Source organism: Saccharothrix longispora, assembly GCF_031455225.1.
Lineage (GTDB): Bacteria > Actinomycetota > Actinomycetes > Mycobacteriales > Pseudonocardiaceae > Actinosynnema > Actinosynnema longispora.
Window position 1 is genome coordinate 7,230,278 of sequence record NZ_JAVDSG010000001.1, and the last position, 23,645, is coordinate 7,253,922.

The 23,645-nt window shown below is 72.3% G+C and carries 27 protein-coding genes; 16 read left to right on the top strand and 11 right to left on the bottom strand.

The features are described 5' to 3' along the window. Positions 1-6: 6 nt before the first annotated feature. The 6 genes from J2S66_RS31385 to J2S66_RS31410 all read left to right on the top strand — a co-directional run bounded on the left by J2S66_RS31385 (position 7) and on the right by J2S66_RS31410 (position 4,883). Complete coding sequence (locus J2S66_RS31385; RefSeq protein WP_310311678.1) at positions 7-660, top strand: urease accessory protein UreF; 654 nt, start codon at positions 7-9, stop codon at positions 658-660. Continuing rightward, positions 650-1,366 carry an urease accessory protein UreG gene (ureG, locus tag J2S66_RS31390; protein ID WP_310311680.1) on the top strand — a complete coding sequence of 239 codons (717 nt, stop codon included), beginning with the start codon at positions 650-652 and terminating at the stop codon, positions 1,364-1,366. Before J2S66_RS31385 ends, ureG begins: the two co-directional genes overlap by 11 nt. Beyond that, positions 1,363-2,145, top strand: coding sequence for an urease accessory protein UreD (locus tag J2S66_RS31395; protein ID WP_310311682.1), 783 nt, complete (start codon positions 1,363-1,365; stop codon positions 2,143-2,145). The genes ureG and J2S66_RS31395 overlap by 4 nt, the downstream gene beginning before the upstream one ends. 117 nt (positions 2,146-2,262) lie before the next feature. Continuing rightward, on the top strand, positions 2,263-2,922 hold the full coding sequence (gene pdxH, locus J2S66_RS31400) for a pyridoxamine 5'-phosphate oxidase (protein WP_310311684.1): 660 nt from the start codon (positions 2,263-2,265) through the stop codon (positions 2,920-2,922). Between the two features lie 183 nt (positions 2,923-3,105). Beyond that, complete coding sequence (locus J2S66_RS31405; RefSeq protein ID WP_310311686.1) at positions 3,106-4,371, top strand: MFS transporter; 1,266 nt, start codon at positions 3,106-3,108, stop codon at positions 4,369-4,371. Then, a complete protein-coding gene (locus tag J2S66_RS31410; protein WP_310311688.1) occupies positions 4,368-4,883 on the top strand; it encodes a hypothetical protein in 516 nt (171 codons plus the stop codon). The genes J2S66_RS31405 and J2S66_RS31410 overlap by 4 nt, the downstream gene beginning before the upstream one ends. Here J2S66_RS31410 and J2S66_RS31415 read toward each other — a convergent pair. Both J2S66_RS31415 and J2S66_RS31420 read right to left on the bottom strand, forming a co-directional pair. Beyond that, complete coding sequence (locus J2S66_RS31415) at positions 4,877-5,086, bottom strand: DUF397 domain-containing protein (RefSeq protein WP_310311690.1); 210 nt, start codon at positions 5,084-5,086, stop codon at positions 4,877-4,879. The two genes, J2S66_RS31410 and J2S66_RS31415, sit on opposite strands and share 7 nt — an antisense overlap. Continuing rightward, entirely contained in the window at positions 5,083-5,928 is an 846-nt protein-coding gene (locus J2S66_RS31420; RefSeq protein WP_310311692.1) for a helix-turn-helix domain-containing protein, read from the bottom strand. Before J2S66_RS31420 ends, J2S66_RS31415 begins: the two co-directional genes overlap by 4 nt. 93 nt (positions 5,929-6,021) lie before the next feature. On the opposite strand from J2S66_RS31420, the gene J2S66_RS31425 reads away from it, so the two are divergent. Continuing rightward, positions 6,022-6,252, top strand: a complete 231-nt coding sequence (locus J2S66_RS31425) for a hypothetical protein (RefSeq protein ID WP_306745652.1) — start codon at positions 6,022-6,024, stop codon at positions 6,250-6,252. Between the two features lie 70 nt (positions 6,253-6,322). Beyond that, positions 6,323-7,705, top strand: coding sequence for an APC family permease (locus J2S66_RS31430; protein ID WP_310311695.1), 1,383 nt, complete (start codon positions 6,323-6,325; stop codon positions 7,703-7,705). Between the two features lie 54 nt (positions 7,706-7,759). On the opposite strand, the gene J2S66_RS31435 is transcribed toward J2S66_RS31430, so the two are convergent. The 3 genes from J2S66_RS31435 to J2S66_RS31445 all read right to left on the bottom strand — a co-directional run bounded on the left by J2S66_RS31435 (position 7,760) and on the right by J2S66_RS31445 (position 9,545). After that, on the bottom strand, positions 7,760-8,089 hold the full coding sequence (locus J2S66_RS31435; protein WP_310311697.1) for a hypothetical protein: 330 nt from the start codon (positions 8,087-8,089) through the stop codon (positions 7,760-7,762). Positions 8,090-8,202: 113 nt separating this feature from the next. Further along, positions 8,203-8,994, bottom strand: a complete 792-nt coding sequence (locus tag J2S66_RS31440) for an MBL fold metallo-hydrolase (protein WP_310311699.1) — start codon at positions 8,992-8,994, stop codon at positions 8,203-8,205. Further along, entirely contained in the window at positions 8,991-9,545 is a 555-nt protein-coding gene (locus tag J2S66_RS31445; protein ID WP_310311702.1) for a TetR/AcrR family transcriptional regulator, read from the bottom strand. Before J2S66_RS31445 ends, J2S66_RS31440 begins: the two co-directional genes overlap by 4 nt. Before the next feature lie 56 nt (positions 9,546-9,601). On the opposite strand from J2S66_RS31445, the gene J2S66_RS31450 reads away from it, so the two are divergent. Further along, on the top strand, positions 9,602-10,477 hold the full coding sequence (locus J2S66_RS31450; RefSeq protein ID WP_310311704.1) for an aldose 1-epimerase family protein: 876 nt from the start codon (positions 9,602-9,604) through the stop codon (positions 10,475-10,477). 19 nt (positions 10,478-10,496) lie between these two features. Then, a complete protein-coding gene (locus J2S66_RS31455) occupies positions 10,497-11,687 on the top strand; it encodes an amidohydrolase (protein WP_310311706.1) in 1,191 nt (396 codons plus the stop codon). 61 nt (positions 11,688-11,748) lie between these two features. On the opposite strand, the gene J2S66_RS31460 is transcribed toward J2S66_RS31455, so the two are convergent. Then, positions 11,749-12,891, bottom strand: coding sequence for an acyl-CoA dehydrogenase family protein (locus J2S66_RS31460; RefSeq protein WP_310311709.1), 1,143 nt, complete (start codon positions 12,889-12,891; stop codon positions 11,749-11,751). Positions 12,892-12,977: 86 nt separating this feature from the next. On the opposite strand from J2S66_RS31460, the gene J2S66_RS31465 reads away from it, so the two are divergent. From J2S66_RS31465 to J2S66_RS31475, 3 genes are all read left to right on the top strand, one after another. Then, positions 12,978-13,574 carry a TetR/AcrR family transcriptional regulator gene (locus J2S66_RS31465; protein WP_310311712.1) on the top strand — a complete coding sequence of 199 codons (597 nt, stop codon included), beginning with the start codon at positions 12,978-12,980 and terminating at the stop codon, positions 13,572-13,574. Beyond that, positions 13,571-14,503 carry a carbohydrate kinase family protein gene (locus tag J2S66_RS31470; RefSeq protein WP_310311714.1) on the top strand — a complete coding sequence of 311 codons (933 nt, stop codon included), beginning with the start codon at positions 13,571-13,573 and terminating at the stop codon, positions 14,501-14,503. Before J2S66_RS31465 ends, J2S66_RS31470 begins: the two co-directional genes overlap by 4 nt. A gap of 276 nt (positions 14,504-14,779) precedes the next feature. Continuing rightward, positions 14,780-16,093 carry a citrate synthase gene (locus J2S66_RS31475; RefSeq protein WP_306745661.1) on the top strand — a complete coding sequence of 438 codons (1,314 nt, stop codon included), beginning with the start codon at positions 14,780-14,782 and terminating at the stop codon, positions 16,091-16,093. A 165-nt stretch (positions 16,094-16,258) separates the two neighbouring features. Here the strand turns inward: J2S66_RS31475 and J2S66_RS31480 are convergent, their stop codons facing one another. From J2S66_RS31480 to J2S66_RS31490, 3 genes are read right to left on the bottom strand one after another with little or no spacing between them, the layout of a single operon-like run. Then, complete coding sequence (locus J2S66_RS31480; RefSeq protein ID WP_310311717.1) at positions 16,259-17,446, bottom strand: ABC transporter permease; 1,188 nt, start codon at positions 17,444-17,446, stop codon at positions 16,259-16,261. Continuing rightward, entirely contained in the window at positions 17,443-18,354 is a 912-nt protein-coding gene (locus J2S66_RS31485; RefSeq protein WP_310311719.1) for an ABC transporter ATP-binding protein, read from the bottom strand. Before J2S66_RS31485 ends, J2S66_RS31480 begins: the two co-directional genes overlap by 4 nt. Before the next feature lie 37 nt (positions 18,355-18,391). Next, positions 18,392-18,649 carry a helix-turn-helix transcriptional regulator gene (locus J2S66_RS31490; RefSeq protein ID WP_310311720.1) on the bottom strand — a complete coding sequence of 86 codons (258 nt, stop codon included), beginning with the start codon at positions 18,647-18,649 and terminating at the stop codon, positions 18,392-18,394. 193 nt (positions 18,650-18,842) lie between these two features. Here J2S66_RS31490 and J2S66_RS31495 point away from each other — a divergent pair, with 193 nt between their 5' ends. From J2S66_RS31495 to J2S66_RS31505, 3 genes are read left to right on the top strand one after another with little or no spacing between them, the layout of a single operon-like run. Next, positions 18,843-19,286 (top strand): YbaB/EbfC family nucleoid-associated protein, encoded by a 444-nt coding sequence (locus tag J2S66_RS31495; protein WP_310311721.1) that lies wholly within the window; start codon positions 18,843-18,845, stop codon positions 19,284-19,286. Between the two features lie 17 nt (positions 19,287-19,303). Further along, complete coding sequence (locus tag J2S66_RS31500) at positions 19,304-19,612, top strand: type VII secretion target (protein ID WP_306745666.1); 309 nt, start codon at positions 19,304-19,306, stop codon at positions 19,610-19,612. Next, positions 19,609-21,363, top strand: a complete 1,755-nt coding sequence (locus J2S66_RS31505; RefSeq protein WP_310311722.1) for a WXG100 family type VII secretion target — start codon at positions 19,609-19,611, stop codon at positions 21,361-21,363. Before J2S66_RS31500 ends, J2S66_RS31505 begins: the two co-directional genes overlap by 4 nt. Positions 21,364-21,599: 236 nt before the next feature. On the opposite strand, the gene J2S66_RS31510 is transcribed toward J2S66_RS31505, so the two are convergent. Next, positions 21,600-23,078, bottom strand: a complete 1,479-nt coding sequence (locus J2S66_RS31510) for a glycerol-3-phosphate dehydrogenase/oxidase (RefSeq protein WP_310311723.1) — start codon at positions 23,076-23,078, stop codon at positions 21,600-21,602. Continuing rightward, positions 23,075-23,641 carry a TetR/AcrR family transcriptional regulator gene (locus tag J2S66_RS31515; protein ID WP_310311725.1) on the bottom strand — a complete coding sequence of 189 codons (567 nt, stop codon included), beginning with the start codon at positions 23,639-23,641 and terminating at the stop codon, positions 23,075-23,077. Before J2S66_RS31515 ends, J2S66_RS31510 begins: the two co-directional genes overlap by 4 nt. Positions 23,642-23,645 lie beyond the last annotated feature (4 nt).

The following is a 23,645-nucleotide window of genomic DNA, read 5'->3' on the forward strand; positions in this document are numbered from 1 at the left end:
CCTCTGATGGACCTCGTCGCGCTGATGCTGGCCGACTCCCGCTTCCCCGGCGGCGGTCACGTCCACTCGGGCGGCCTGGAGGAGGCGGCGGCCCGGCGGCTGGTGGTGGACGAGGCGTCGCTGCGGTCCTTCCTGGTGGGCCGGTTGCGCACGGCCGGGGCCCTGGCCGCGGTGTTCGCCGCGGCGGCCAGTGCCCAGGACGGGTACGCGGAGCTGGACGCGGAGCTGGACGCCCGCACCCCGTCCCCGGCGCAGCGCGCGGCCTCGCGCACCCAGGGTCGGGGCATCGCGCGGGCGGCCACGCGCGCCTGGCCGTCGGCGCGGCTGGAGGGGCTGCTCCGGGCCACACCCCGCCCGCATCACCCGATCGTGGTGGGCGTGCTGGTGGCCGACCCGTTCGAGGCCGCCCAGACCGTCGCCTACCACGCCGTGACCGGCCCGGCGACGGGCGCGATCCGGCTGCTCGGCCTCGACCCGTTCGGCGTGAACGCCGTGCTCGCCGGCCTCGCGCCGGAGATCGACGCGGTCGCCGGGCACGCCCGCGACCACGCCGGCACGCCGCCGGCCGACCTGCCCGCGCCCAGCGCGCCGGGCCTCGACCTGCTCGCCGAGGCCCACGACCGACACCACGCGGAAGAGGTGCGTCTCTTTGCCAGCTGACCACGGCCACGTCCACCCGGTGAACTTCGACCCGACCGACGCCGGTCACGACCCGCACGGTCACGACCAGGCGCACGCGCACGACCACGGCCGCCGCGCCGTGCGGCTGGGCATCGGCGGCCCCGTCGGCAGCGGCAAGACCGCGCTGACCGCGGCCCTGTGCCGCGCCCTGGGCGACGAGCTGGACCTCGCGGTGGTGACCAACGACATCTACACCACCGAGGACGCCGACTTCCTGCGCGCGGCGGGCGTGCTGGACACCGAGCGGATCGAGGCGGTGCAGACCGGCGCGTGCCCGCACACCGCGATCCGCGACGACATCACCGCCAACCTCGACGCGGTGGAGCTGCTGGAGCACCGGTTCCCCGGTCTGGAGCTGGTGATCATCGAGAGCGGCGGCGACAACCTGACCGCCGTGTTCAGCCGGGGCCTGGTCGACCGGCAGGTGTTCGTGGTGGACGTGGCGGGCGGCGACAAGGTGCCGCGCAAGGGCGGCCCCGGCGTGACGACCGCCGACCTGCTCGTCATCAACAAGACCGACCTGGCCCCCCTGGTGGGCGCCGACCTGGGCGTGATGACCTCGGACGCCCACCGGGTGCGCGGCGGGCTGCCGGTGGTCAGCCAGTCCCTCGTGGACACGCCGGACGCCCCCGCCGTGGCCGAGTGGGTGCGCGCCCAGCTCCGCGCCCTCGCCGGGGTCGGGTGAGGGCGCGGGCCCGCCTGGTGGTCGAGCTCGACGAGGCCGGGCGGAGCGTGGTGCGGGAGATGCGGTCGATGGCGCCCCTGCGGCTCGTGCCCGCCAGGGGGAGGGGTGGTGTCGCGCTGGTCCACCTCGTCAGCGCGGTCACGTCCCCGCTCGGCGGCGACGACCTGGAGCTGCACGTGCGGGTCGGCCCCGGCGCGGCCCTGGAGTTGCGGGGAGTAGCGGCCACCCTCGCGCTGCCCGGCCACCACCCGGGCGGCAGTCGCGCCCTCGTGCGCGTCGAACTGGGGGCCGGCGCGAGCCTGGAACACCTCCCGGAACCGACCGTCGTCACGGCGCGGGCGAATCACGAGGCGGTGTTCCGCGCGGACCTCGCGGACGACGCCCGTGTGCGCACCAGGGAAATAGTCGCGGCGGGCCGGCTGAACGAAAGAGCGGGTTCGCTCACCACCACTCTCGACGTCCGCCGAAACGGAACCGTGATCAGGCAGACAACCCGGTTGGGCGTGTCCGAGGTGGACGCGTCACCAGCCGGTCTGGCCGGCCGCCGGGTGCTCGGCACGGAGCTGCTGTGCTGGGGCCGCGACCTGCCGGCGGCCGTCGCGGAGGACTGGTGGTCGCTCGTCCCGCTGGCCCGCGGCGGCAGCCTGGCGACCGTCCTGGCGGACGACGCGGTGACCGCGCTGCGCGCTTTGGACGACGCGCGGCGAAGGCACCCGGGATCGGCGGAGGATCTTCTGACTCGATCTCGAACACGATTCCGAGCCGAATCTCACAGTTAGTCGCCCGGATCGGGTGGTAACCGTCACCACCCAGGCGGTTTCGCGAATAACCTGGAAGCCGTACGGTCGCGGCAACCCAGGCACCACGAGTGCTCAGCCCAGCTCCGGGAGGTCGGTATGACGGAGACGACGACCAACATCGCGCTGCCGTCGATGCGCGTGTCCTACGAGCAGGGTTCGCTCACGGAGAGCGACCTGGCCGCAAGCTGGCACGAGCAGCTGCAACTGTGGCTGGACCAGGCGGCCGGCGCCGGCCTGTCCGAGCCGAACGCGATGGTGCTCGCCACCTCCGACCCGCAGGGGCGCCCGTCGTCCCGCACCGTCCTGGCCAAGGGCCTGGACGAGCGGGGCCTGGTGTTCTTCACCAACTACACCTCCGCCAAGAGCCACGACCTGATGGCGACCCGCTACGCGTCGGCGACGTTCCCGTGGTTCGCCATGCAGCGGCAGGCCCACGTGCGCGGCATCGTCGAGAAGGTCGGCCCGGCGGAGACCGCCGCCTACTGGGAGAGCCGCCCGCGCGGTTCGCAGATCGGCGCCTGGGCGTCGCCGCAGTCGCGCGTGGTGCGCGGTCGCACGACGCTGGAGAGCGCGCTGCACAAGGTCGAGCGCCAGTTCGCGGACGCCGACCGGGTACCCGTGCCGCCGCACTGGGGCGGCTGGCGCATCCGGCCCGAGGAGGTCGAGTTCTGGCAGGGGCGGCGCGACCGCATGCACGACCGCCTGCGCTTCCGCCTCGGCCGCGACGGCTGGGAAGTGCAGCGCATCGCCCCGTAGGACCGCTCCGCAGGACAGTCCCGTCGACGAGCCCCGCCGGTGTTCCCGCCGCGGGGCTCGCCGCACGTCCGGGGCCGCGTGCCGGTGCCCCACCGCCGGGAAGTCCACGTCGTCCAGTGTGGCCGTCCGGGCGGTGCGCCACGTCTTCCAGAACGCCCTGTTAGTTGCCGTACGCTAACGACCGTGCGGAAAGTCCTGGGCCGGATCGCCATCGACACGCGGCCGCTGAAAGTCCTCGCCTTCCGGCGGCTGTGGCTCTCCACGGTGGTCACCGCCGTCGGCAGCCAACTGACCGCGGTGGCCGTGCCGAAGCAGGTGTACGACCTCACCGGGTCCTCGGCCTGGGTGGGCGTGTCGGCCGGCGTGGCGCTGGTGCCGCTGCTCGTGTTCGGGCTCTACGGCGGCGCCATCGCGGACGTCGTCGACCGGCGCAAGCTGCTGGTCGTCACCAACGCCGGCATCGCCGTGACGTCCGTGCTGCTGTGGCTCCAGGCCGCGATGGACGCGGACTCGGTGTGGCTCGTGATCGCGCTGCTCGGCCTGCAACAGGTGTTCTTCGCCGTGAACGCGCCCGCCCGGACGGCGTCCGTGGCCCGGCTGGTGCCCGCCGAGCAGATCCCGGCGGCCTCCGCGCTGTCGTCCACGGTGATGATGTTCGGCGGCGTGTTCGGCCCGATGCTCGCGGGCGCGCTCATGCCCGTCGTCGGGCTCTCGACCCTGTACCTGGTGGACGCCGTCGCGCTGACCGCGACCATCTGGGCGGTCTGGAAGCTGCCGCCCCTGCCGCCGCTCGACGGCAGCAGCCGCCGCGCCGGCCTGCGCGACGTCGTGGACGGCTTCCGGTACCTGGCGCTCCAGAAGATCCTGCTCGCGAGCTTCCTGCTCGACATCATCGCGATGGTCTTCGGCATGCCGCGCGCGCTGTTCCCCGAGATGGCCGAGAACACGTTCGGCGACCCGCCGGGCGGCGGCCTGGCACTCGGCTGGCTGTTCGCCGCGATCCCGCTGGGCGCGATGCTGTGCGGCCTGACGTCCGGGTGGACGTCCAGGGTCACGCGGCACGGCATGGGCGTGGTGATCTCGATCGTGGCGTGGGGCGTGGCCATGATCGGGTTCGGCCTGGCGGACGCGCTGTGGCTGGCGGTGGTCTTCCTGGCCATCGGCGGCGCGGCGGACATGATCAGCATGGTGTTCCGCAGCGCGATCCTCCAGACGGCCGCGACGGACGAGATGCGCGGCCGGATGCAGGGCGTGTTCATCGTCGTGGTGGCCGGCGGGCCGCGGATCGCCGACCTGCTGCACGGCACCGGCGGCGCGGCCGTCGGCCCCGGGCTGGCCACGGTGCTGGGCGGGGTCCTGGTCGTGGTGGGGACGGGCGTGGCGGTGCTGGCGATCCCGGCGATCCGCCGCTACCGCTTCGAGGCGAATCCCGCCAAGGTGACCGGGTGATCACCTACGACCGCCGGGCGCTGGCCAAGGCGTACGCCGACGTGCACCCGGATGCCAAGGACGGCTACTACTACAACGCCGCGTTCAACACCGCCCTGCGCGAGCACCGGCAGGAGGTGCTGGACGGCTTGCAGCGGCTGTTCGGCGTCGCGCTCGACGACCTCGGCGGCTGGCCCGCCGAGGTCAGGGCCCTGTACCTGCTGTTCCGCGGCACCATCAAGTCGTACGTGGCCGTCGACGGCCCCCTGTCCGGGTCGGGGGAGGCCGGGTTGCTCTACAAGCAGTTGGCCGGGACCGACCGGCAGCAGCACGTCCTGGCGTCGCTCGACCGCATCACGGCGTGCGCCGTGCGGTCGCGCGAAGCCCACCTCGACGTGCTGGAGTCGCTGATCGAGGTCGTCTTGGGCGACCGGCGCGACATGACGGTCACGTCGGCGGACCTGAAGGCCATCGGCGTGGACGACACCGCCGGGCCGAGGAGCGCGGACTACGACCTGTGGGAGGACTACTGAGCCGCCAGGAACCTCTTCCAGGCGGTGGCGGGGACGGAGAAGGTGGGCGCGGGGTTCTTCGAGTCCCGCGCCCCGACGCGGCCGGCGAGCTGGGCCACTTCAACGCAGTTCGCGGTGCTGGCACTGCGGGAACTCTTGCGCCACGCCACCTCCACGCAGTTCGCGGTGCTGTTGCTGTGCGAACTCTTGCGCCACGGGGTCATGCACCGATGATCCCACGCAGGTACGCGGCGGTGTCCTGCTCCGAGTAGGCCAATTCCCGCAACTGCCCCCACGTCTTCTCGTAGACCTCGATGTGCTCGTCCTCGTCGAGGAACAGGCTGGAAACCTTGTTCTCCAGCAGGACGAGGCTCGGCTCCTCGTCGTATTCCAAGATCACGAACGGTCCGCTGAGTCCGCCGTGGAAACCGGCTCCGGTCGGTACCACCTGGACGGTGATGTTGGGGCGCTCGGCGGCGTCGAGCAGGTGGCGGACCTGCCGGGCGTGTGCGCCGGGCTCGCCGAAGGGGCGCTCGACCGCGGCCTGCTCGATGATCGCGTGCAGCATGAGCGGGGTCTTGCGGGAGAGGAGGCCTTGGCGGGCCATCCGACTGGCCACCAAGGCGTCGACCCGGTCTTCCGAGAGACCGGGACCGGTGGCTTCGATCACCCATCGCGCGTACTCGGCGGTCTGCACCAAGCCGGGGATGACCAGGGGTTCGTAGAACAGCAGGCCGTTGGCCTCGTCCTCGAAGTCGGCCCAGGTCTGCCAGTCCTCGGGGTAGTTGTCGTTGGTGAGGCGGAGGAGGCCGCGCTGCTCGGCGTTCCGGGCGAGGTCGAGCAGGTGCACCCGCTCCTTCTTGGTGACCCGGTAGAAGTCGAGCAGCTTCTCGACGTCGTCCAGGTAGAGGCCGCTCTCCGCGCTCTCCACCCGGCTGATCTTGCTGGCGGACATCTCCACCGCCTTCGCCACGTCCGCTCCGGTCATGCCGGTGGCGCGGCGCAGCTTGCGCAGGGTGACGGCGAGGCGGCGGGAGCGGACGGTGGCCTGGGCGCGGCGGGGCATGGGGCAAAGCTAGGGCCGCCGGACGAGCAGCGGAAGTTTGTTCACCCCATCGAGTAATTGAGCGAAAATGTGCAAGCTTGCACGATAAGCGGCATGGAATTCATCAAGGTGGTCGAGCCGCGTCGTGAGTGGCTGCTGCGCTGCTACTCGGACAAGGAGGACGTGCTGTCCCTCGAAGTCCACGACGGCGCGATCTCCGTGCTGCTGCCCTCGGGGGTCGACCAGGTCTCCCTGAGCGCGCCGCAGATCGCCGCGTTCCGGGAAGCGTTCACCGAGGCCGTCTCACGTGCCGAAGCCGACCTCCGCGAGGTGGCCGCGTCCTAATATCAAGACTTGCCCAAGCCGTGGCTCGCCGACTGTGCACGCCAGGTGTGATCCGGCACACTCATCCGGCATGGCGGAAGCGACGAGCGCACCGGCGCAACCGGAACTGAAGAGGGCCATCGGCCCCAAGCTCCTGCTGTTCTTCGTGGTCGGTGACATCCTCGGCACGGGCATCTACGCCCTGACCGGCAACGTCGCCGGCAAGATCGGCGGCGCGCTGTGGGTGCCGTTCCTGATCGCGTTCGCGGTGGCCTTCCTGACCGCGTTCAGCTACCTCGAACTGGTCGGCAAGTACCCGCGCGCGGCGGGCGCGGCGCTCTACACCAACCGCGCCTTCAAGATCCAGTTCCTCACGTTCATGGTGGCGTTCGCGGTGATGTCGTCGGGCATCACCTCCGCTTCCTCCGCCGCGCTCGCCTTCGGGCGCACCTACCTCCAGTCCGTCATCAAGGAGTTCTTCTCCGACACGTTCACCGTCTCGGCCACGCTGGTCGCGATCCTGTTCATCATCGGCCTGGGAGTGGTCAACTTCCGGGGCGTCTCGGAGTCGGTCAAGGCGAACGTCGTCCTGACCTGCATCGAGCTGTCCGGCCTGGTGATCATCATCGCGATCGGCGTGTTCGCGGTGGCCTCCGGCGACGGCGAGCCCGCCCGCCTTACGCAGGTCGACCCGGCGCCCGGTCAGTCGGCGATGCTCGCGATCACGTCGGCGACGGCGCTGGCGTTCTTCGCGATGGTCGGGTTCGAGGACTCGGTGAACATGGCGGAGGAGTGCAAGGACCCCGTCCGCATCTTCCCGAAGGCGATGCTGTGGGGCATGGTGATCGCGGCGGTCATCTACGTGCTGGTCGCCATCACGTCGTCGCTGCTGATCCCGGCCGACGAGTTGTCCAAGGCGGGCTCCTCGGCGCTGCTGAGGGTCGTCCAGGTGGGCGCGCCGGGCTTCCCGCTGTGGGTGTTCTCGCTGATCGGCCTGTTCGCGGTCATCAACTCGGCGCTGATCAACATGCTGATGGCGAGCCGGCTGATCTACGGCATGTCGAACGAGCGGATCATCCCCAAGGTCTTCGGGGCGGTGCACCCGTTCCGCCGCACGCCGTGGATCTCGATCATCTTCACGTCCGGCGTCGCGATCATCCTGGTCTCGACGGCGGACATCGCGAAGCTCGGCGGCACCACGGCCCTGCTGCTGCTGATCGTGTTCACCATCGTCAACGTCGCCGTGCTGGTGCTGCGCCGGGAGAAGTCGGACCACGCGCACTTCCGCGCGCCGACGTGGGTGCCGGTGCTCGGCGCGCTCACGTGCGCCTACCTGGCCAGCCCGCTGTCCGGCCGGCCGTGGGAGGACTACAAGATCGCCGGCTACCTGCTGGTGGCGGGCGCGGTGCTGTGGGTGGTCAACCGGTTCGTGCACGGCAAGACCGAGTTCGACGCGGAGAAGCTGGCGAAGTGACCGCCGTGCCCGGCGCCGCCCGTGTCGGGTGGCGCCGGGCACGGGGCTACGGGGTCACGCGCACCAGGTGTTGCCGGTGTACTGGAGCTTGCCCGCCATGATCCAGCCCCACTTGCCGTTGTTGACGTTCGCGCCGTAGTGGCGGGGGCTGCCGTGGACGCGCACGTTGAACGTGTCGTCGATGAAGGCGTTCCCGATGTACGAGCCCCCGCTCGGCGCGTCGGTCATGTCGCCGTCCGCCGTCACCCGGTACTGCCAGACCTGCGTGCACGCCACGCCGGCTTCGCCGCCCGTCGTGACCGGTGCGGCGTGGGCCGTTCCCGCCGCCAGCACCAGGCCGAGGACGGGCACCGCGGTCGCGAGGGCGCGTGAGAGCGTCTTCAACTGGACTCCTCAGTGGGGAGGTTCACCGACGAACGCGAAGCATGGTGAACCACCGCCCGCCCCGACTAGCAGCGGACGGGTGGTCCGCCGCCCGGGGAAATCCCCCGAAGTCGTCACGAGGCGTGAGCGGGCGCGAACCGCCGCAGGTGGGCCGCGTCGTGCGCGTTGACGACGGTGACCCGGTCGGCGACCTCGCGCAGCCGCGCCAGGTTGGCCAGGCGCAGCTCGGCGATCGTCTGCATCCTCCTCTCGAACCCGGCGAGGCCGACCGGGATGTGCGGCGGGGTCGCCAGCTGGCCGTGGTGGAAGTAGGCGTCGCCCGCGTGCAGCAGCCAGCCGTCGCCAGTGCGCACCGCGACGCCGGTGTGGCCCCGGGTGTGGCCGACGAGCGGGACGAGCAGCACGTCCGGCAGGAGTTCGCGGACCCCCTCGAAGCCCGCCCACGTCTCGCCGGTCGGGTCGTGCGGCACGAGGTCGGCGTCCCGCCACTGGGCGGGGGAGTAGCGGGGGTTGGCGCGGTCGTCCAGCTCCTCGCGCAGGACGTGCACCCGCGCGCCCGGGAAGTCGCGCACGCCGCCCGCGTGGTCGACGTCGAGGTGGGTCAGGGCGACGTGCCGCACGTCGGACGTCGCGAGGCCGAGCGCCGCCAGCTGCCGCGCGGTGGTCTCGCGCTCGTCGAGCACGGGCCTGCTCGCGACCCGGAACAGGAGCGGCAGGGTCGCCTTCGGCGTGCGCACGTCGTCCAGGCCGAGGCCGGTGTCGACCAGCACCAGGCTGGCGGAGTCCGTCTCCAGCACGAGGGTGTGGCAGACCAGCTCGCCCCGGTGGAAGAACGAGCCGCGACCGGTCACGAGCCGCCCGCCGAAGGGGCGCATGGTGCCGCTGTTGAGGTGGTGGACCTTCACGGGGCGGGCCTCTCCAGGAGGACGCCCAGGTGGGCGCGGACGGCGTCGAGCGGGGCGGGGGAACGGCGGGTGCGGGCGAGCAGCAGCGCGCCCTCGACCGCGGCGAGCGCGACCGAGGCCAGGTCGTCGTCGCCCAGGTGCTCGGCGAGGACGGCCTGCCAGGAGGCGTAGACGTCCTCGCAGGCGGTGCGGATGGGCTCGCTGTCGGCGGTGGCGTCCAGCGCCACCGTGGCGATGGGGCAGCCACTGCGGTAGCCCGAAGCGCGCAGCTGCTCGCCGAGCAGTCCCAGCACGCGGGAAAGCGCTTCCGCGGGGGACGGCCCGGCGTCCAGCGCGGCGGCGAGGGCGTCGCGGAGGTCGGCCCCGGCGAGGGTCACCGCCTCGACCGCCAGCTGCTCCTTGCCGCCCGGGAAGTGGAAGTACATCGAGCCCTTCGGGGCGCCGCCCTCGGCGAGCACCTGGTTCACGCCGGTGGCGTGGTAGCCCTGGGCGCGGAAGAGGTCGGCGGCGGTGCGCACCATCCGCTGTCGCGTGTCGGTCCGTCGTGGCATGTTTTTACTATAGAGACCGGTCTAGTTACTTCGTCGAGCGGATACGCTCCTGACCCATGCTGGAGATCGCCCACGGCGCCGCGCGCGCCGTCATCGCACCGAACGGTGCCGGACTCAAGTCCTACGAGGTCAACGGTGTGCCGTACGTGGAGACGTACGACGACCAACCGCCCATGGGCAGCGGCGCGGTGCTCGTGCCGTGGCCCAACCGCACGGCGGGCGGCAAGTGGACGCTCGACGGCGAGGAGCTCCAGCTGGAGATCGGCGAGCCCGCGCGGGGCAACGCCATCCACGGCCTGGTGCGCCACGCCATCTGGGGCGTCGTGGAGCACACCGGGTCGCTGCTGTCGCTGGAGACGCCGGTGGCGGGCCTCGGCTGGCCGGTCGAGCTGCGCACCACCATCAGCTACGCGCTGGACGAGAACGGCCTGACCGTCTCGCACGGCGTCACCAACGTGGGGGACAAGCGCACCCCGTTCGGGGTCGGCACCCACCCGTACCCGCGGGCCGGGGCGTCCGAGACCGACGAGACGTCGCTGTCGCTGGCCGCGACGACCGTGCTGCCGGTGGACCCCGGGACCATGATCCCCAACGGCCCACCCGTCCCGGTCGGGGAGACCGAGTACGACTTCCGGGTGGCGCGGCTGCTGGAGGGCGTGCGGCTGGACACCGCGTTCGGCGGCTGCGAGCCGGTCGACGGGCTGGTGCGGCACGTGCTGCGCGGGCCGGCCGGCGCGGTCGAGATGTGGGCGGACCCCGACTTCAAGTGGGTGCAGGTCTACACGCCGGACGACTACCCCGGTCGGGGCCGCGCGGTGGCCATCGAGCCCATGACGTGCCCGCCGGACGCGTTGAACTCGGGCGTCGACCTGCTGTGGCTGGAGCCCGGCGAGTCGTGGGCGGGACGTTGGGGTTTGCGCCCGCTGGCCTAGGCCGTTAGCGTCGCTAACTATGAGCGTCGCAATCACGGGTGGGTACGTCGTCCCGGTGGCCGGTGAGCCGATCGACGGCGGCACGGTCCTGATCAGGGACGGCAAGATCGTCGCGGTCGGTGCGGACGTCGAGGTCCCCGACGACGCACGGGTCGTCGACGCGACAGGTTCGTGGGTGCTGCCCGGCTTCGTGGAGGCGCACGGCCACCTCGGCGTGCACGAGGAGGGCGAGGGCTGGGCCGGGCAGGACACCAACGAGATGACCGACCCCAACGGCGCGCGGCTGCGCGCGCTGGACGCCATCAACGCCGCCGACCAGGGCTTCGCCGACGCCCTGGCCGGCGGCGTGACGACGGCGGTGGTCAAGCCGGGGTCGGGCAACGTCATCGGCGGCCAGACCGTGGCCGTGAAGTGCTGGGGCCGCACGGCCGACGAGATGCTGCTGCGCAACCCGGTGAGCGTCAAGAGCGCGCTGGGCGAGAACCCCAAGCGCGTCTACGGCGACCAGAAGAAGCTGCCGTCCACCCGCCAGGGCGTGGCCGCGGTCATCCGCGACGCGCTCACCAAGGCGCAGGACTACGTGGCCAGGCGGGACGCGGCCGACGGGCCGTTCGACCGGGACACCACGTCCGAGGTGCTGGCGAAGGTCCTCTCGGGTGAACTCCCGTGGTGCCAGCACTGCCACCGCGCCGACGACATCGCCACCGCGCTGCGGCTGGCCGACGAGTTCGGCTACCGGCTGATCGTGAACCACGGCACCGAGGGCCACCTGATCGCCGACCTGCTCGCCGAGAAGGACGTGCCGGTCATCATCGGCCCGCTGTTCACCAGCCGCTCCAAGGTCGAGGTGCGCAACCGCTCGCTGCGCAACCCCGGCATCCTCGCCCGCGCCGGGGTGCGGATCGCGATCACCACGGACCACCCGGTCGTGCCGATCCACTTCCTCGTGCACCAGGTGACGCTGGCGGTGAAGGAGGGCCTGGACCCGAAGGTCGGCCTGGAGTCGATCACCGTCAACCCGGCGGCCATCATGGGCCTGGACGACCGGGTCGGCTCGCTGCGGCCGGGGCTCGACGCCGACGTCGTCATCTGGTCGGGCGACCCGCTGGACGTGATGAGCCGGGCGACGAACGTCTTCGTCGACGGCCGCGAGGTGTACCGCTACGAGAACGGCCGGGAGGTCGTCCAGAGCCCGTTCCACTCGGAGTGAACCGCTCCGGGTGACGGTGGTGCGGCGGGCGTCCTACCGCGATGGGACGCCCGCCGGACCGTTACTTCCGCAGTTCGCGCCCGATCACGAGGCGCTGGATCTGGTTGGTGCCCTCGAAGATCTGGAGCACCTTGGCCTCCCGCATGTACCGCTCCACGGGGAAGTCGCGCGTGTAGCCCGCGCCGCCCAGCACCTGCACGGCGTCCGTCGTCACCTTCATCGCGGCGTCCGTGCAGACCAGCTTGGCGATCGCCGCCTGCCGGCGGAACGGGAGGCCGCGGTCGCGGCGGCGGGCGGCGGACAGGTAGGTGGCCCGCGCCGACTCCACGGCGGCGGCCATGTCGGCGAGCAGGAACTCCAGGCCCTGGAAGTCGATGATCGGGCGGCCGAACTGGGTGCGGGTCTTCGCGTAGGCCACGGCCTCGTCCAGCGCCGCCTGCGCCAGGCCGACCGCGGTGGCGGCGATGCCCAGGCGGCCCGAGTCCAAAGCGGACAGCGCGATCCTCATGCCGTCGCCCTCCGCGCCGATCAGGCGGTCCTCGTCGAGGTGCACGCCGTCGAACACCAGCTGCGCCGTGGTGGAGCCGGTCAGGCCCATCTTGCGCTCGGGCGCGGCGGCGGTGAGGCCGTCCGCCCTGCCGGGGGCGAGGAAGCAGCTGACGCCCCGGCCGCCGTCGTCGGAGGTGCGCGCCATCAGCGTGTAGAAGTCGGCGACGCCGGCGTGCGTGATCCACGCCTTCGTGCCGTTGACGGTGTAGCCCCCGCCCGAGCGCACGGCCCGTGTGGACAGTGCGGCGGCGTCCGACCCGGCGTGCGACTCGGACAGCGCGTAGCCGCCCAGCAGGTCGCCGCCCAGCACGTCGGGCAGCCAGCGCGCCTTCTGCTCGTCCGTGCCGAACGTCGCCAGCGCGTAGCTGGACATCACGTGCACGGACAGGCCGACGCCGACCGACATCCAGGCGGCGCTGACCTCCTCCAGGGCCTGGAGGTACACCTCGTACGGCTGGCCGCCGCCGCCGAACTCCTCCGGGTACGGCAGGCCCAGCAGCCCGGTCTTGCCGAGCAGGCGGAACTCGTCGCGCGGGAACCGCTCGTGCTCCTCGGCCTCGGCGGCGTGCGGGGCCAGCTCGTCGCGGGCGATCTCGCGCACCAGGGCCAGCAGGTCCTCGGCCTCGGTGGTGGGGAGCAGGCGTTCGGCGGGCATCGTCGACCTCCGGACAGGTGTACTTGGCTCAGTACTACAGGACGTACTCCAGTACTGTACCGAGGGAGTATGACAGAGTCGCAACCATGACCTCGATCGCGCGCAGACCCCTGACGCCCCGGCAGGTGGAGCTGTTGGCGCGGCTGGAGGCGCTGGTGCTCGCCGAGGGCTTCGCGCACTTCACCCTCGACGACCTCGCCGCCCGCCTGCACTGCTCCAAGTCCACGCTCTACGCGCTGGCCGCCAGCAAGGAGCAGCTCGCCGTCCGCGTCGTCGGCCGGTACTTCAAGGGCGCCGCCGAGCGCATCGAGGCCCGGATCGAGGGCGTCCGCGACGTGCGCGCCCGCGTCGGCACCTACCTCGCCGGCGCGGCCGAGGAGCTGCGGCGCGCGTCGGCCCGGTTCATCAGCGACGTCGCGGCGTTCGCGCCCACCCGGTCGACCTACGAGCGCAACGCGCGGGCGGCCGCCGAGCGCATCCGGGAGTTCATCCAGGAGGGCGTGCGCGAGGGCGTGTTCCGCGAGGTGCACGCCACGCTCGTCGCCGAGATGGCCGGGCTGCTGATCGAGGGCATCCAGACCGGGGTGCTGACCAGGCGGGCGGGTGTGTCCGACGCCGAGGCGTTCACCGCCCTGGGTGAACTGCTGCTGGACGGTTTGCGGAGAGAACGGAGCCAGTCGTGATCGTGGTTGCCGGTGAGGCGCTGGTCGACCTCGTGCCCACGCCCGAGGGGAACCTCGCGCCGCGGCTCGGGGGCGGGCCCTACAACGTGGCCGCCGCCGCCGGGCGGCTCGACGCGCCCGTGGGCTTCCTGTCGCGGGTGTCGTCCGACCTGTTCGGCGACCGGCTCGTGGAGCGCCTGCACGCCTCGGGCGTGCGCACGGACCTCGTGCAGCGCGGCGACGAGCCGACGACGCTCGCCGTCGTGGGCCTCGCGGACGACGGGTCGGCGCGCTACTCGTTCTACGTGGAGGGCACCGCCGACCGGCAGGTGACCGACCCCGGCCCGCTGCCCGCCGGCACGAGGGCCGTGTCGTTCGGCACGCTGTCGCTCGTGCTGGAACCCGGCGCGAGCACCTACGAGCGCGTGCTGTGGCGCGAGGCCGAGCGCGGCGCGCTCACCGTGCTGGACCCCAACATCCGGGCCGGCCTCATCCACGACCCGGTGGCCTACCGCGACCGCTACGACTCGTGGCTGCCGCACGTCGGCCTGCTCAAGGTCTCGGTCGAGGACGCCCGCTGGCTGGCGGACCTCCCGGACACCGCCGGCGAGGACGAGGTGCTCGACGTCGTCCGCGTGTGGCAGGGCGCGGGGCCGGCGGCCGTCGTGCTCACCCGCGGCGGTGACGGCCTGGCCGTGCTGACCGCCGGGGGCGACGTGATCCACGTCCCACCCACGCCCGTCGACGTCGTCGACACCATCGGCGCGGGCGACACCGTGCAGGGCGCGCTGCTGGCCTGGCTGCACGAGCACGACGCGCTGTCGGTCGAGGCCGTGCGCGGTCTGGACGCCGACGCGTGGCGCGCCGCGCTGGCCTTCGCGGGCGCCGCGGCGGCCGTCACGTGCTCGCGCGCGGGGGCCGAGCCGCCGTTCCGGCACGAGCTGGGATGACCTAGCTCTCACCCCTTCTGAGGTGGACGAACACGCGCCACGGGTTACGGTGGGTGGGCACGCCAGTCACCCGCGCGACCGCGTGTGATGCCGGTCCCATCTCGCAGAATCGGTTCACACCCGGCTGTGGTGGGGGTCGTCCGCTGACTAGCGTGGGAAAACCGACAGGACCCCAACGGGGTGGTGCTGCGGTGCGGGGCAAGGCCACATCCGCCCTTCGCGCAGGCGTGCGAGACCCGCACGAGCCGCCCCGCCCTAGCGTGAGAGGGACTCTGCATGCCCGACGCGACGACTGCGCCGAACGACACCCGTACCGTCGCGCTGCGCCATCCGGGCGGAGAGCACGAGATGAAGGTAGTACCGGCCACCGAGGGTGCGCCCGGTATCGACCTCGGGAAGCTCCTGGCCACGACAGGTCTGGTCACCCTGGACAGCGGCTTCGTCAACACCGCGTCCTGCTCCTCCGAGATCACCTACATCGACGGTGACGCGGGCATCCTGCGCTACCGCGGCTACCCGATCGAGCAGCTCGCCCAGAAGTCGAACTTCCTCGAGGTCAGCTACCTCCTCATCTACGGCGAGCTGCCCACCCAGGCCCAGCTGGAGGAGTTCTCCTCCAAGATCAGCCGTCACACCCTGCTGCACGAGGACCTGAAGCGGTTCTTCGACGGCTTCCCGCGCGACGCGCACCCCATGCCCGTGCTGTCCTCGGCGGTGTCCGCGCTGTCGACGTTCTACCAGGACAGCCTCAGCCCGTTCGACGCCAACCAGGTCGAGATCTCCACGATCCGCCTGCTGGCCAAGGTGCCCACCATCGCGGCCTACGCCTACAAGAAGTCCGTGGGCCAGCCGTTCCTGTACCCGGACAACTCCCTGGGTCTGGTGGACAACTTCCTGCGCATGACGTTCGGCTTCCCCGCCGAGCCGTACGACGTGGACCCCGACCTGGTCCGCGCGCTCGACCTGCTGTTCGTGCTGCACGCCGACCACGAGCAGAACTGCTCCACCTCCACCGTGCGCCTGGTGGGCTCGTCCGAGGCCAACCTGTTCGCCTCGATCTCCGCCGGCATCAACGCCCTGTTCGGCCCGCTGCACGGCGGCGCGAACAGCGCGGTGCTCGACATGCTGGAGAAGATCCGCAACGAGGGCGGTGACGTCTCCGCCTTCGTGAAGAAGGTCAAGAACAAGGAGGACGGCGTCCGCCTGATGGGCTTCGGCCACCGGGTCTACAAGAACTACGACCCGCGCGCCGCGATCATCAAGACGACCGCGGACGAGATCCTCGGCAAGCTCGGCGCGTCCGACGAGCTGCTGGACATCGCGAAGGCCCTGGAGGAGACGGCGCTCGCCGACGACTACTTCGTCGAGCGCAAGCTCTACCCGAACGTGGACTTCTACACGGGCCTGATCTACCGCGCGATGGGCTTCCCGACGAAGTTCTTCACCGTGCTGTTCGCCCTGGGCCGCCTCCCCGGCTGGATCGCCCACTGGCGCGAGATGATCAACGACCCGGCCACCAAGATCGGCCGCCCGCGGCAGGTCTACACCGGTGCGGCGGAGCGGAACTTCGTGCCGCTCGACCAGCGCTGACGCACTACCGCACGACCAGCGCTGACGCGCTCCCGCTCGACGGAAGAGGCCCGCACCCCGCCGGTGCGGGCCTCTTCCGTCGTGCCCACCGGAACGTCCACTGCGGACTGAACGCGGACCCGGCCGGGTAAGGCGCCGGCCCGGTACCGGGCGATCAGGAGCCGATCACCTCAGGGCGTCCCGCAGCCGGACCCGCGCCCCGGTGCGCAGCACGGCGTTCGAGTAGACCCTGCCGCCCAGCCAGGTGATCGCGGCGACGGCGGCCAGCGCCAGCACGACCGCCAGCAGCACCTGCCACAGCGGCGCCACGCCCATCGCCATCCGGCCCGGCAGCAGGATCGGCGCGAACGGCGGCAGCACCGACAGCACCGCGACCGTCGTGCCGGTCGGGTCGGCGATCATCAGGTTGAAGCCGACCAGGAACACCACGACCACGGTCATGCTGATCGGCGTCAGCACCGACTGCAACTCCTCCTGCCGCGACACCAGCGACGCGGCGGCGGCGAACACCATGGCGTAGAGGAAGAACCCCAGCAGGTACCAGAGCACGCCGGCGGCCAGCGCGCCGCCGGCCACGCCCGCGACGTCGACCACGCCGGAGAACGACGCCAGGCCCAGGCCGATGCCGCCGATCAGCACGAGCTGGAGCAGCCCCACCGCGCCCAGGCCGACGACCTTGCCCAGCAGCAGCTGCCACGGCCGCAGCGCGGCCAGCAGGATCTCCACGACCCGGCTCGACTTCTCCTCCACCACGCCCTGCGCGACCATCGTCCCGTAGACCAGCAGCGAGTAGTACAGCAGCGCGGCGATCACCAGGCCGATCACGAGCCGCTGCCCGTCCGCCGCGTCACCGGGCTCCAGCGCCACCACCTCGACGCCCGCCTCGGCCACGTTCTTCGCCACCTCGGCCGGGTCCAGGCCCGCCTCGGCGAGCTGCGCGTCGAGCACCTGCTGCTTCACGATCAGGTCGATCACGGTGCGCAGCTCGTCGCCCAACGACTCCTCGACCACGACCCGCAGCGCGTCCGGGGCGCCGCTGATGAGCGCGTCCACGTCCCCGGAGCGCACCCGCTCCTCGGCCGCGGCGGGGTCGGTGGCGTCGACGACCTCCACCTCGCGCCCGAACGACGCCGCCGTCTGCCTGAGCGGCTCGGCGAGCACGGTGGCCTGGCCGCTCAGCGCGACCCGGTCGCGGTCCGCGCCGTCGAACAGCACGGCCTGGAGCAGCACGTACCCCGCCATCACGGCGACGATCACCAGCGTGCCCCACAGGAAGGACTTGGTGCGCACCTTGACCAGGAACTCCCGGCGCGCGACCAGGAACACCGCCCGGCCCGGGCTCAGGTCGCTCATGCCGCGCTCTCCTCGGTCACCACGGTGCGGAACAGCTCGGTCAGCGACGGCCGCTGCCGGGAGAACTCGTGCACGGGACCGGTGCCCAGGGCCGCGCGCAGCACCACCTGGTCGTCGGCGTCCGGGGCGAGGTCGAGGACCGTGCGATCGCCCGTGACCGACGACGCGCGCACGCCGGGCAGCGCGTCGGCCCAGCCCGGCGGGGCCAGCGGCGCGTCGACCACCAGCGTCGCCGACCCGCCCGCGCGCAGCTCGTCCACCGGGCCGCAGGCGACCATCCGCCCCGCGCGCACGATGCCGACCCGGTCGCACAGCCGCTCCACCAGGTCCAACTGGTGGCTGGAGAACACCACGGGCACGCCGGTGGCGGCCTTCTCGCGCAGCACCTGGCTCATCACGTCCACCGCCACCGGGTCCAGGCCCGAGAACGGCTCGTCGAGCACCAGCACGTCCGGCTCGTGCACCAGGGCGGCGGCGAGCTGCACGCGCTGCTGGTTGCCCAGGCTGAGCTTCTGCACCTCGTCGTGCCGCCGGTCGCGCAGGCCCAGGCGGCCGATCCAGTCCTCCGCCGAGCGGTGCGCCGCGTTCGTCGACATGCCGTGCAGCTCGGCCAGGTAGACCAGCTGGTCGAGCACCTTCATCCTCGGGTAGAGGCCGCGCTCCTCGGGCATGTAGCCGATGCGCCTGCGCGTCTCGAACGTGATCGGCGCGCCGTTCCAGCGGATCTCGCCGGAGTCGGCGGCGAGCACGCCCAGCGCGATGCGCATGGTGGTGGTCTTGCCGGCGCCGTTGCTGCCGACGAACCCGAACAGCTCGCCCGCCCGCACGTCGAAGGTCATGTCGGCCAGCGCGACGACCTCCCCGTAGCGCTTGGAGACGCGGTCGATCTCCAGCACCCCCTGTGCCACGGTGCCTCTCCTCCTGTTGGGCCGGCTCGGGCCCGCTCTAGCGGTAGACCTGGGTCGACAGCGGTTCGAACGGGCTCCGGCTGAACACGGCCTCCACCGGCAGCCCGAAGACCTCGCAGATCCGCAGCGCCAGGTCGAGGCTCGGGTACTGGTCGCCCCGCTCCAGCGCGCCGATCGTCTGCGGGTTGACCTCCACGGCCCGGGCAAGCCCCGCCCTCGTCATACCCCGTTCGACCCGGAGCACCCCTATCCGGTTGTGGATGGGTTGCCCGAGGCCTCGGCGCACCGGACTCATGCTACGAAGTGTTGCGAAAACCCAACAGATCGGCAAGTAAACAGTTCACACAAGAGGCCGACCGGACGCACCTCCGCCCGGTCGACCCGCAAATCACGATTCGGTGAAACGATACGGAGCTCGGAACCGAATCGACTCTCGACGACTCGAATGCGCAGTAGGGCCGCAAGCCCCGTTGCCGTGAGGGGTGACCATGGAGCCGGACCAGTGGCTCGCGCAGTACGGACAGAAGATCGAGCAGGCGAAGCAGAGCGCCACCGCGGTGCAGGAGCAGCTCGGCGACGTCGGCGGCAGCGCCACCTCGCCGGACGGCCTGATCACCGTGACCGTCAACGCCTCGGGGGCGTTGACGAACCTGGTCCTGCGGCCGCAGCTGCGGGGCGAGGACCCCGAGCGCGTCTCCGGCGCGATCATGACCGCCGTCGCCCAGGCGCAGCGCGCCGCGGCGGGCCAGGTCGTCCAGATCATGTCGGAGTCGTTCGGTGACGGTCCGGCGCTGGACTTCGTGAAGTCGAAGATGCCGAACGGCTATTCGGGTGACGGCACGGACGCCGTGGAACCGGAGCCGGAGGTCCAGCGTCGGGACACCAGGCCCGACGACGACTACTTCACCAACCCACCCGATGTCATGGCCTGAGCAGGGGGTAGACGACCATGTTCGACGCGTTCAACGTGAGCCCGGAGCAGATCCGGGCGCACGCCGGCACGGTCGACCAGTTGACGCAGCGGATGCTCTCGGCGACGAAGACCGCTGACCCGTCGCTGTCGAGCGAGGCGTTCGGCGTGTTCGGGTCGTTCCTGGCGGAGTTCCTGCTGAAGGCGGCGGGCAACTCCCAGGACATCCTCGGCCAGGCCACCGAGACCATCGCCGACATGTGCCAGGGCCTCAAGGAGGTCGCCGACCTCTACGAGAACGTCGACCTGGACAACGCGTTCGGGTTCACCGGAAAGGCGCGCGGATGACCACGCAGGCGAGCACGACGCAGGGCCGTGACCCGTCGTACCTGATCGGCGACGTGCAGGGCACCGTCGCGGCCGTCGAGCGCGGCGACTGGGTGCAGGCCGGGCTGGGCATGGCGAACACCGCCATGGGCATCGTCGGACTGGCGTCCAACCCCCTGTCGGGCTTCCTGTCCGCCGGGTTCAGCTGGGCGATCCAGCACGTGGACTTCCTGCGCGAGCCGTTCGACGCGCTGCTCGGCAGCCCGGAGTCGATCAAGAAGATGTCCGACAGCTGGCTGTCGGCGTCCAAGCAGATCGAGGGCATCGTCGCCGACTACCGGCGCACGTCGGTGCAGGAGACGAAGGGCTGGGCCGGCCGGTCCGCCGACGGCTACCGCGCGGCGAGCAAGAAGCACGCCGCCGGGCTGGAGACCCTCGCCAAGGCCACCCAGGGCATCTCGCAGGCCGCCAAGGGCGCGGGTGAGCTGGTCGCGACCGTCCGCAAGACCATCATGGACCTGATCAGCCAGGCCGTGTCCGACATGGTCATGAAGATCATCCAGTGGCTGGCGGCGTCGTTCCTCACGTTCGGCGCGGCCATCGCGGGCGCCATCGCGGACATCGTGCAGATGGCGTGCAACTACGCCAAGAAGCTCGCCGACTTCCTCCAGAAGCTCGGCAACTCGCTCAAGAAGCTCATCGACCTGATCAAGTCGGTGTCCTCGATCGCGCAGACCGCCAAGCAGATCCTCCAGGCCATCACCGCGATGACGTCGTCGAACAGGGGCGCGTCGGGCGGCGGCGGCTCGGGTCCGCGGCTCAGCCAGGGCGGGCTCGGCCTGACCGACGGGCAGCTGCGGGACATGGACCGCGGCGCGAACGACCGGTACACCAACAACCCGGGCGGGTCGACGAACCCGTCGGGTTCGGGCGGCCACACGGCCGGTCCGGTGGTGAGCCGCCCGCCGCAGGTCGGCGTGGGCTACGGCCAGGAGGCCCCGGCCGCCGGTGGCGGCGGGTACTACCCCGGCGGGCCGGGCGGTCCCGTGGTCGGCCGCCCGCCGCAGGTGGGCGGTGGCGGTGGCTCGTACCCCGGCGGCCAGTACCCGGGTGGCGGCCAGTACCCGGGTGGCGGCTCGTACCCCGGCTCGGGCGGTTACCCCGGCTCGGGCGGCTCCGGCGGCTCGACCGGCTCGCGTCCCGGTGGCGGCTCCGGTGGCTCCGGCGGTGCCGGTGGCCACTGGGAGCCGGGCCGATGGGTTCCGGACAGCGGTTCCACGGGCCCGAACACCCTCCCGTACCCGAGCGGCACCACGCACGCGACCAACGCGACCTCCGGCCTCGGCGGCGCGTACGTGCCCCCGGTCCGCCCGGCGACGCCCGACCTGCCCCACACCCCGAGCGTCGGCGGTGGCGGTGGCGGCGCGGGTGGCGGTTTCGGCGGCGGCGGCGGTGGCGGTTTCGCCGGTGGCGGTGGTTTCGGCGGCGGTGGCGCGGCCGGCGCGGGTGCCGGCGGCCAGACCCTCCAGGCGGGCGGCTCGTCCGGCGTCATGGGCGCGTCCGGCGGTGCCCCGGCGGGTGCCGCGGGCGCGGCGGCGGCGGCCGGCGGCGGTCGTCCCGGCGGCGGCATGGGCATGATGGGCGCGCCGATGATGGGCGGTGCCCCGCCCCAGGGCGGCGACGGCAAGGACCACCAGCGCAAGGTGCGCCTCGAAGGCGAAGCCCTGATCGAGGAGCCCCCGAAGGCGGCGAAGCCGATCATCGGCGAGTAACACCACCAAAAGGGGGGCCTCCGACACCGGAGGCCCCCCTTTCCCACATCCCGCGTGTCGTACGTTCGCGCCGCGCGTGTCGTACACCCATGCCGCGCGTGTCGTGCGTTCGCAGTACTCGGCGTGGTCATGAGTGCGTGACTCGCGGGCATGAACGCACGACACAAGGGGCGTGAACGTACGACTCGCGGGACGCGAACGTACGACTCGCGGGACGTGAACGTACGACACGCGGGTCAGGGGAGGGTGGACAGGGCTTCTGCCACTTGGCGGGTCACGTCCGGTTCGGCTGCCGCGCGGTCGGCGGGGACCAGGCCCGTGCGGGTCCGGCGGTCCAGGACGTCGGCCGCGTCGAGGGCGCCCTCGTGGTGGACCGCCCACGTCACCTCGCCCGTCCTGGCGACCTCGGCGGCTTCGGCGCCGTAGCGGGGGGTCAGGTGGGCGGGGCCCGTCGGAGGCCCGGCGCCCACCAGGGGGAGGGTGGCGGTCCGGCTGCGGGCGGCGGTGAGGGCGGTGGCGTCCACGGCGTCGGCGGCCATGCGGCGGTAGGTGGTGAGCTTGCCGCCCACGACCGTGGTCACGTTGTCCCGCTTGATGATCGCGTGGCGGCGGGAGAGGTCCGCGCTCGCGCCCGTGCCCGCCAGGAGGGGACGCAGGCCGGCGAACGAGCCCAGGACGTCCGAGCGGGCCAGGGGGCGGTCCAGCACCGAGGACGCCACGCCCAGGAGGAAGTCGACGTCGGACCGCGGGACTTCCGGCACGTCGGGGATCGGGCCGTCCACCGGTTCGTCGGTCAGGCCCACGTAGACGCGGCCGTCCCGCTGGGGGAGCAGGAGGGCGAAGCGGTTCCGGGTCCCGGGCACCGGGACGGTGAGGGCCGTGGTGGTCAGGCCGAGGGCGGAGGCGGCCAGGACCAGGTGCGAGCCGCGCGACGGGCGCAGGTCCACGTCCACCAGCCCGCCCGCCCACACGCCCGCGGCGTTGACGACCGCGCGCGCCGTCACGGTGAACGACTCGCCGGTCAGGGTGTCGGTGGCCGAGGCGCCCGAGGGGGTCAGGGCGTCCACGCGGGCCCGGGTGACGATCCGCGCGCCGAAGCCGGCCGCGGTGCGGGCCAGGGCGACGACCAGGCGGGCGTCGTCGACCAGTTGGCCGTCGAACCCGAGCAGGCCGCCGCGCAGGTCGGCGCGGCGCAGGCCGGGCGCGAGGGCCAGGGCCTCGGCGGCGGGCACGCGGCGCGGTGGCGGCAGCACGCGGGACGGGGTGCGGGCCGCGCGGCGCAGCACGTCGCCCGCGCGCAGGCCCGCCATCACCAGCGGGTCGTGCGAGCGGCCGTGCAGCGGCACGAGCTGCGGCAGGGTGCGCACGAGGTGCGGTGCCGTGCGGGTCATCAGGATGCCGCGCTCCACGGCGCTCTCGTGGGCCAGGCCGACCTCGCCCTGCGCCAGGTAGCGCAGACCGCCGTGGACGAGCTTGCTCGACCACCGCGACGTGCCGAACGCCAGGTCGTGCGCCTCCAGCAGGCACACCGACAGGCCGCGCGACGCCGCGTCGAGCGCCACGCCGGCGCCCGTCACCCCGCCGCCCACGACGAGCAGGTCCACGGCGGTCGACGAGACGTGGTCGAGGTCGCGGGTGCGGCGCGACGCGTTCAGCGACGTGGCCGGGAACGCGTTCGGCGACGTGTCCGGTGACGTGTTCGGGGGTGTGGTCACGACAGGGCCGCGTCCAGGTAGGCGGCCAGTTCGGCCAGCAGCTCGGCGAAGTCCAGGTCCGTGGTCGCGGGCCGGATCGACAGCACCAGCGACTGCGCCGTCAGCAGCACGAGCCGCGCCTGCGCGGCGGTCGACCCCGCCCGGATCGACCCGTCGGCGTGCCCCTCGGCGATCCGCGCGGTCAGGAACTGCTCGACGAGCTTCTGCGTGCTGCCGAGCCGCTGCACCAGGTACGGCAGCATCAGCTCGGCGTCCAGGTCGAGCACGCGCCGCATCAGCGGGTCGGCGGCGAGCAGCCGGATGCCCGTGACGGCCTGGTCGACCAGCCGTTCCCGCGCGGTCGCCCCGGTCACCTCGATGCGCCCGAGCAGCTGGGTGAACTCCCTGGTCATCAGGGCGCGCACGAGCGTCCCGACGTCGGGGAACCGGCGGTAGAGGGTCATCCGGCTCACGCCGGCGCGCTTCGCGATGTCCGTCAGCGTGGTGCGGCGGACCCCGACCTCGACCACGCAGTCGCGGGCCGCGTCGAGGAGCGCGTCATCACTGTGACGTTGAGACGTCATGTGT

Bases quoted from the DNA above. Each gene is read 5' to 3' on its own strand.
- J2S66_RS31385 (WP_310311678.1), top strand. From the start codon at position 7: ATGGACCTCGTCGCGCTGATGCTGGCCGACTCCCGCTTCCCCGGCGGC.
- pdxH (WP_310311684.1), top strand. From the start codon at position 2,263: ATGACGGAGACGACGACCAACATCGCGCTGCCGTCGATGCGCGTGTCC.
- J2S66_RS31415 (WP_310311690.1), bottom strand. From the start codon at position 5,086: ATGACCCCGTGGCGCAAGAGTTCGCACAGCAACAGCACCGCGAACTGC.
- J2S66_RS31420 (WP_310311692.1), bottom strand. From the start codon at position 5,928: ATGCCCCGCCGCGCCCAGGCCACCGTCCGCTCCCGCCGCCTCGCCGTC.
- J2S66_RS31425 (WP_306745652.1), top strand. From the start codon at position 6,022: ATGGAATTCATCAAGGTGGTCGAGCCGCGTCGTGAGTGGCTGCTGCGC.
- J2S66_RS31430 (WP_310311695.1), top strand. From the start codon at position 6,323: ATGGCGGAAGCGACGAGCGCACCGGCGCAACCGGAACTGAAGAGGGCC.
- J2S66_RS31445 (WP_310311702.1), bottom strand. From the start codon at position 9,545: ATGCCACGACGGACCGACACGCGACAGCGGATGGTGCGCACCGCCGCC.
- J2S66_RS31450 (WP_310311704.1), top strand. From the start codon at position 9,602: ATGCTGGAGATCGCCCACGGCGCCGCGCGCGCCGTCATCGCACCGAAC.
- J2S66_RS31455 (WP_310311706.1), top strand. From the start codon at position 10,497: ATGAGCGTCGCAATCACGGGTGGGTACGTCGTCCCGGTGGCCGGTGAG.
- J2S66_RS31460 (WP_310311709.1), bottom strand. From the start codon at position 12,891: ATGCCCGCCGAACGCCTGCTCCCCACCACCGAGGCCGAGGACCTGCTG.
- J2S66_RS31465 (WP_310311712.1), top strand. From the start codon at position 12,978: ATGACCTCGATCGCGCGCAGACCCCTGACGCCCCGGCAGGTGGAGCTG.
- J2S66_RS31475 (WP_306745661.1), top strand. From the start codon at position 14,780: ATGCCCGACGCGACGACTGCGCCGAACGACACCCGTACCGTCGCGCTG.
- J2S66_RS31480 (WP_310311717.1), bottom strand. From the start codon at position 17,446: ATGAGCGACCTGAGCCCGGGCCGGGCGGTGTTCCTGGTCGCGCGCCGG.
- J2S66_RS31490 (WP_310311720.1), bottom strand. From the start codon at position 18,649: ATGAGTCCGGTGCGCCGAGGCCTCGGGCAACCCATCCACAACCGGATA.
- J2S66_RS31495 (WP_310311721.1), top strand. From the start codon at position 18,843: ATGGAGCCGGACCAGTGGCTCGCGCAGTACGGACAGAAGATCGAGCAG.
- J2S66_RS31500 (WP_306745666.1), top strand. From the start codon at position 19,304: ATGTTCGACGCGTTCAACGTGAGCCCGGAGCAGATCCGGGCGCACGCC.
- J2S66_RS31505 (WP_310311722.1), top strand. From the start codon at position 19,609: ATGACCACGCAGGCGAGCACGACGCAGGGCCGTGACCCGTCGTACCTG.
- J2S66_RS31515 (WP_310311725.1), bottom strand. From the start codon at position 23,641: ATGACGTCTCAACGTCACAGTGATGACGCGCTCCTCGACGCGGCCCGC.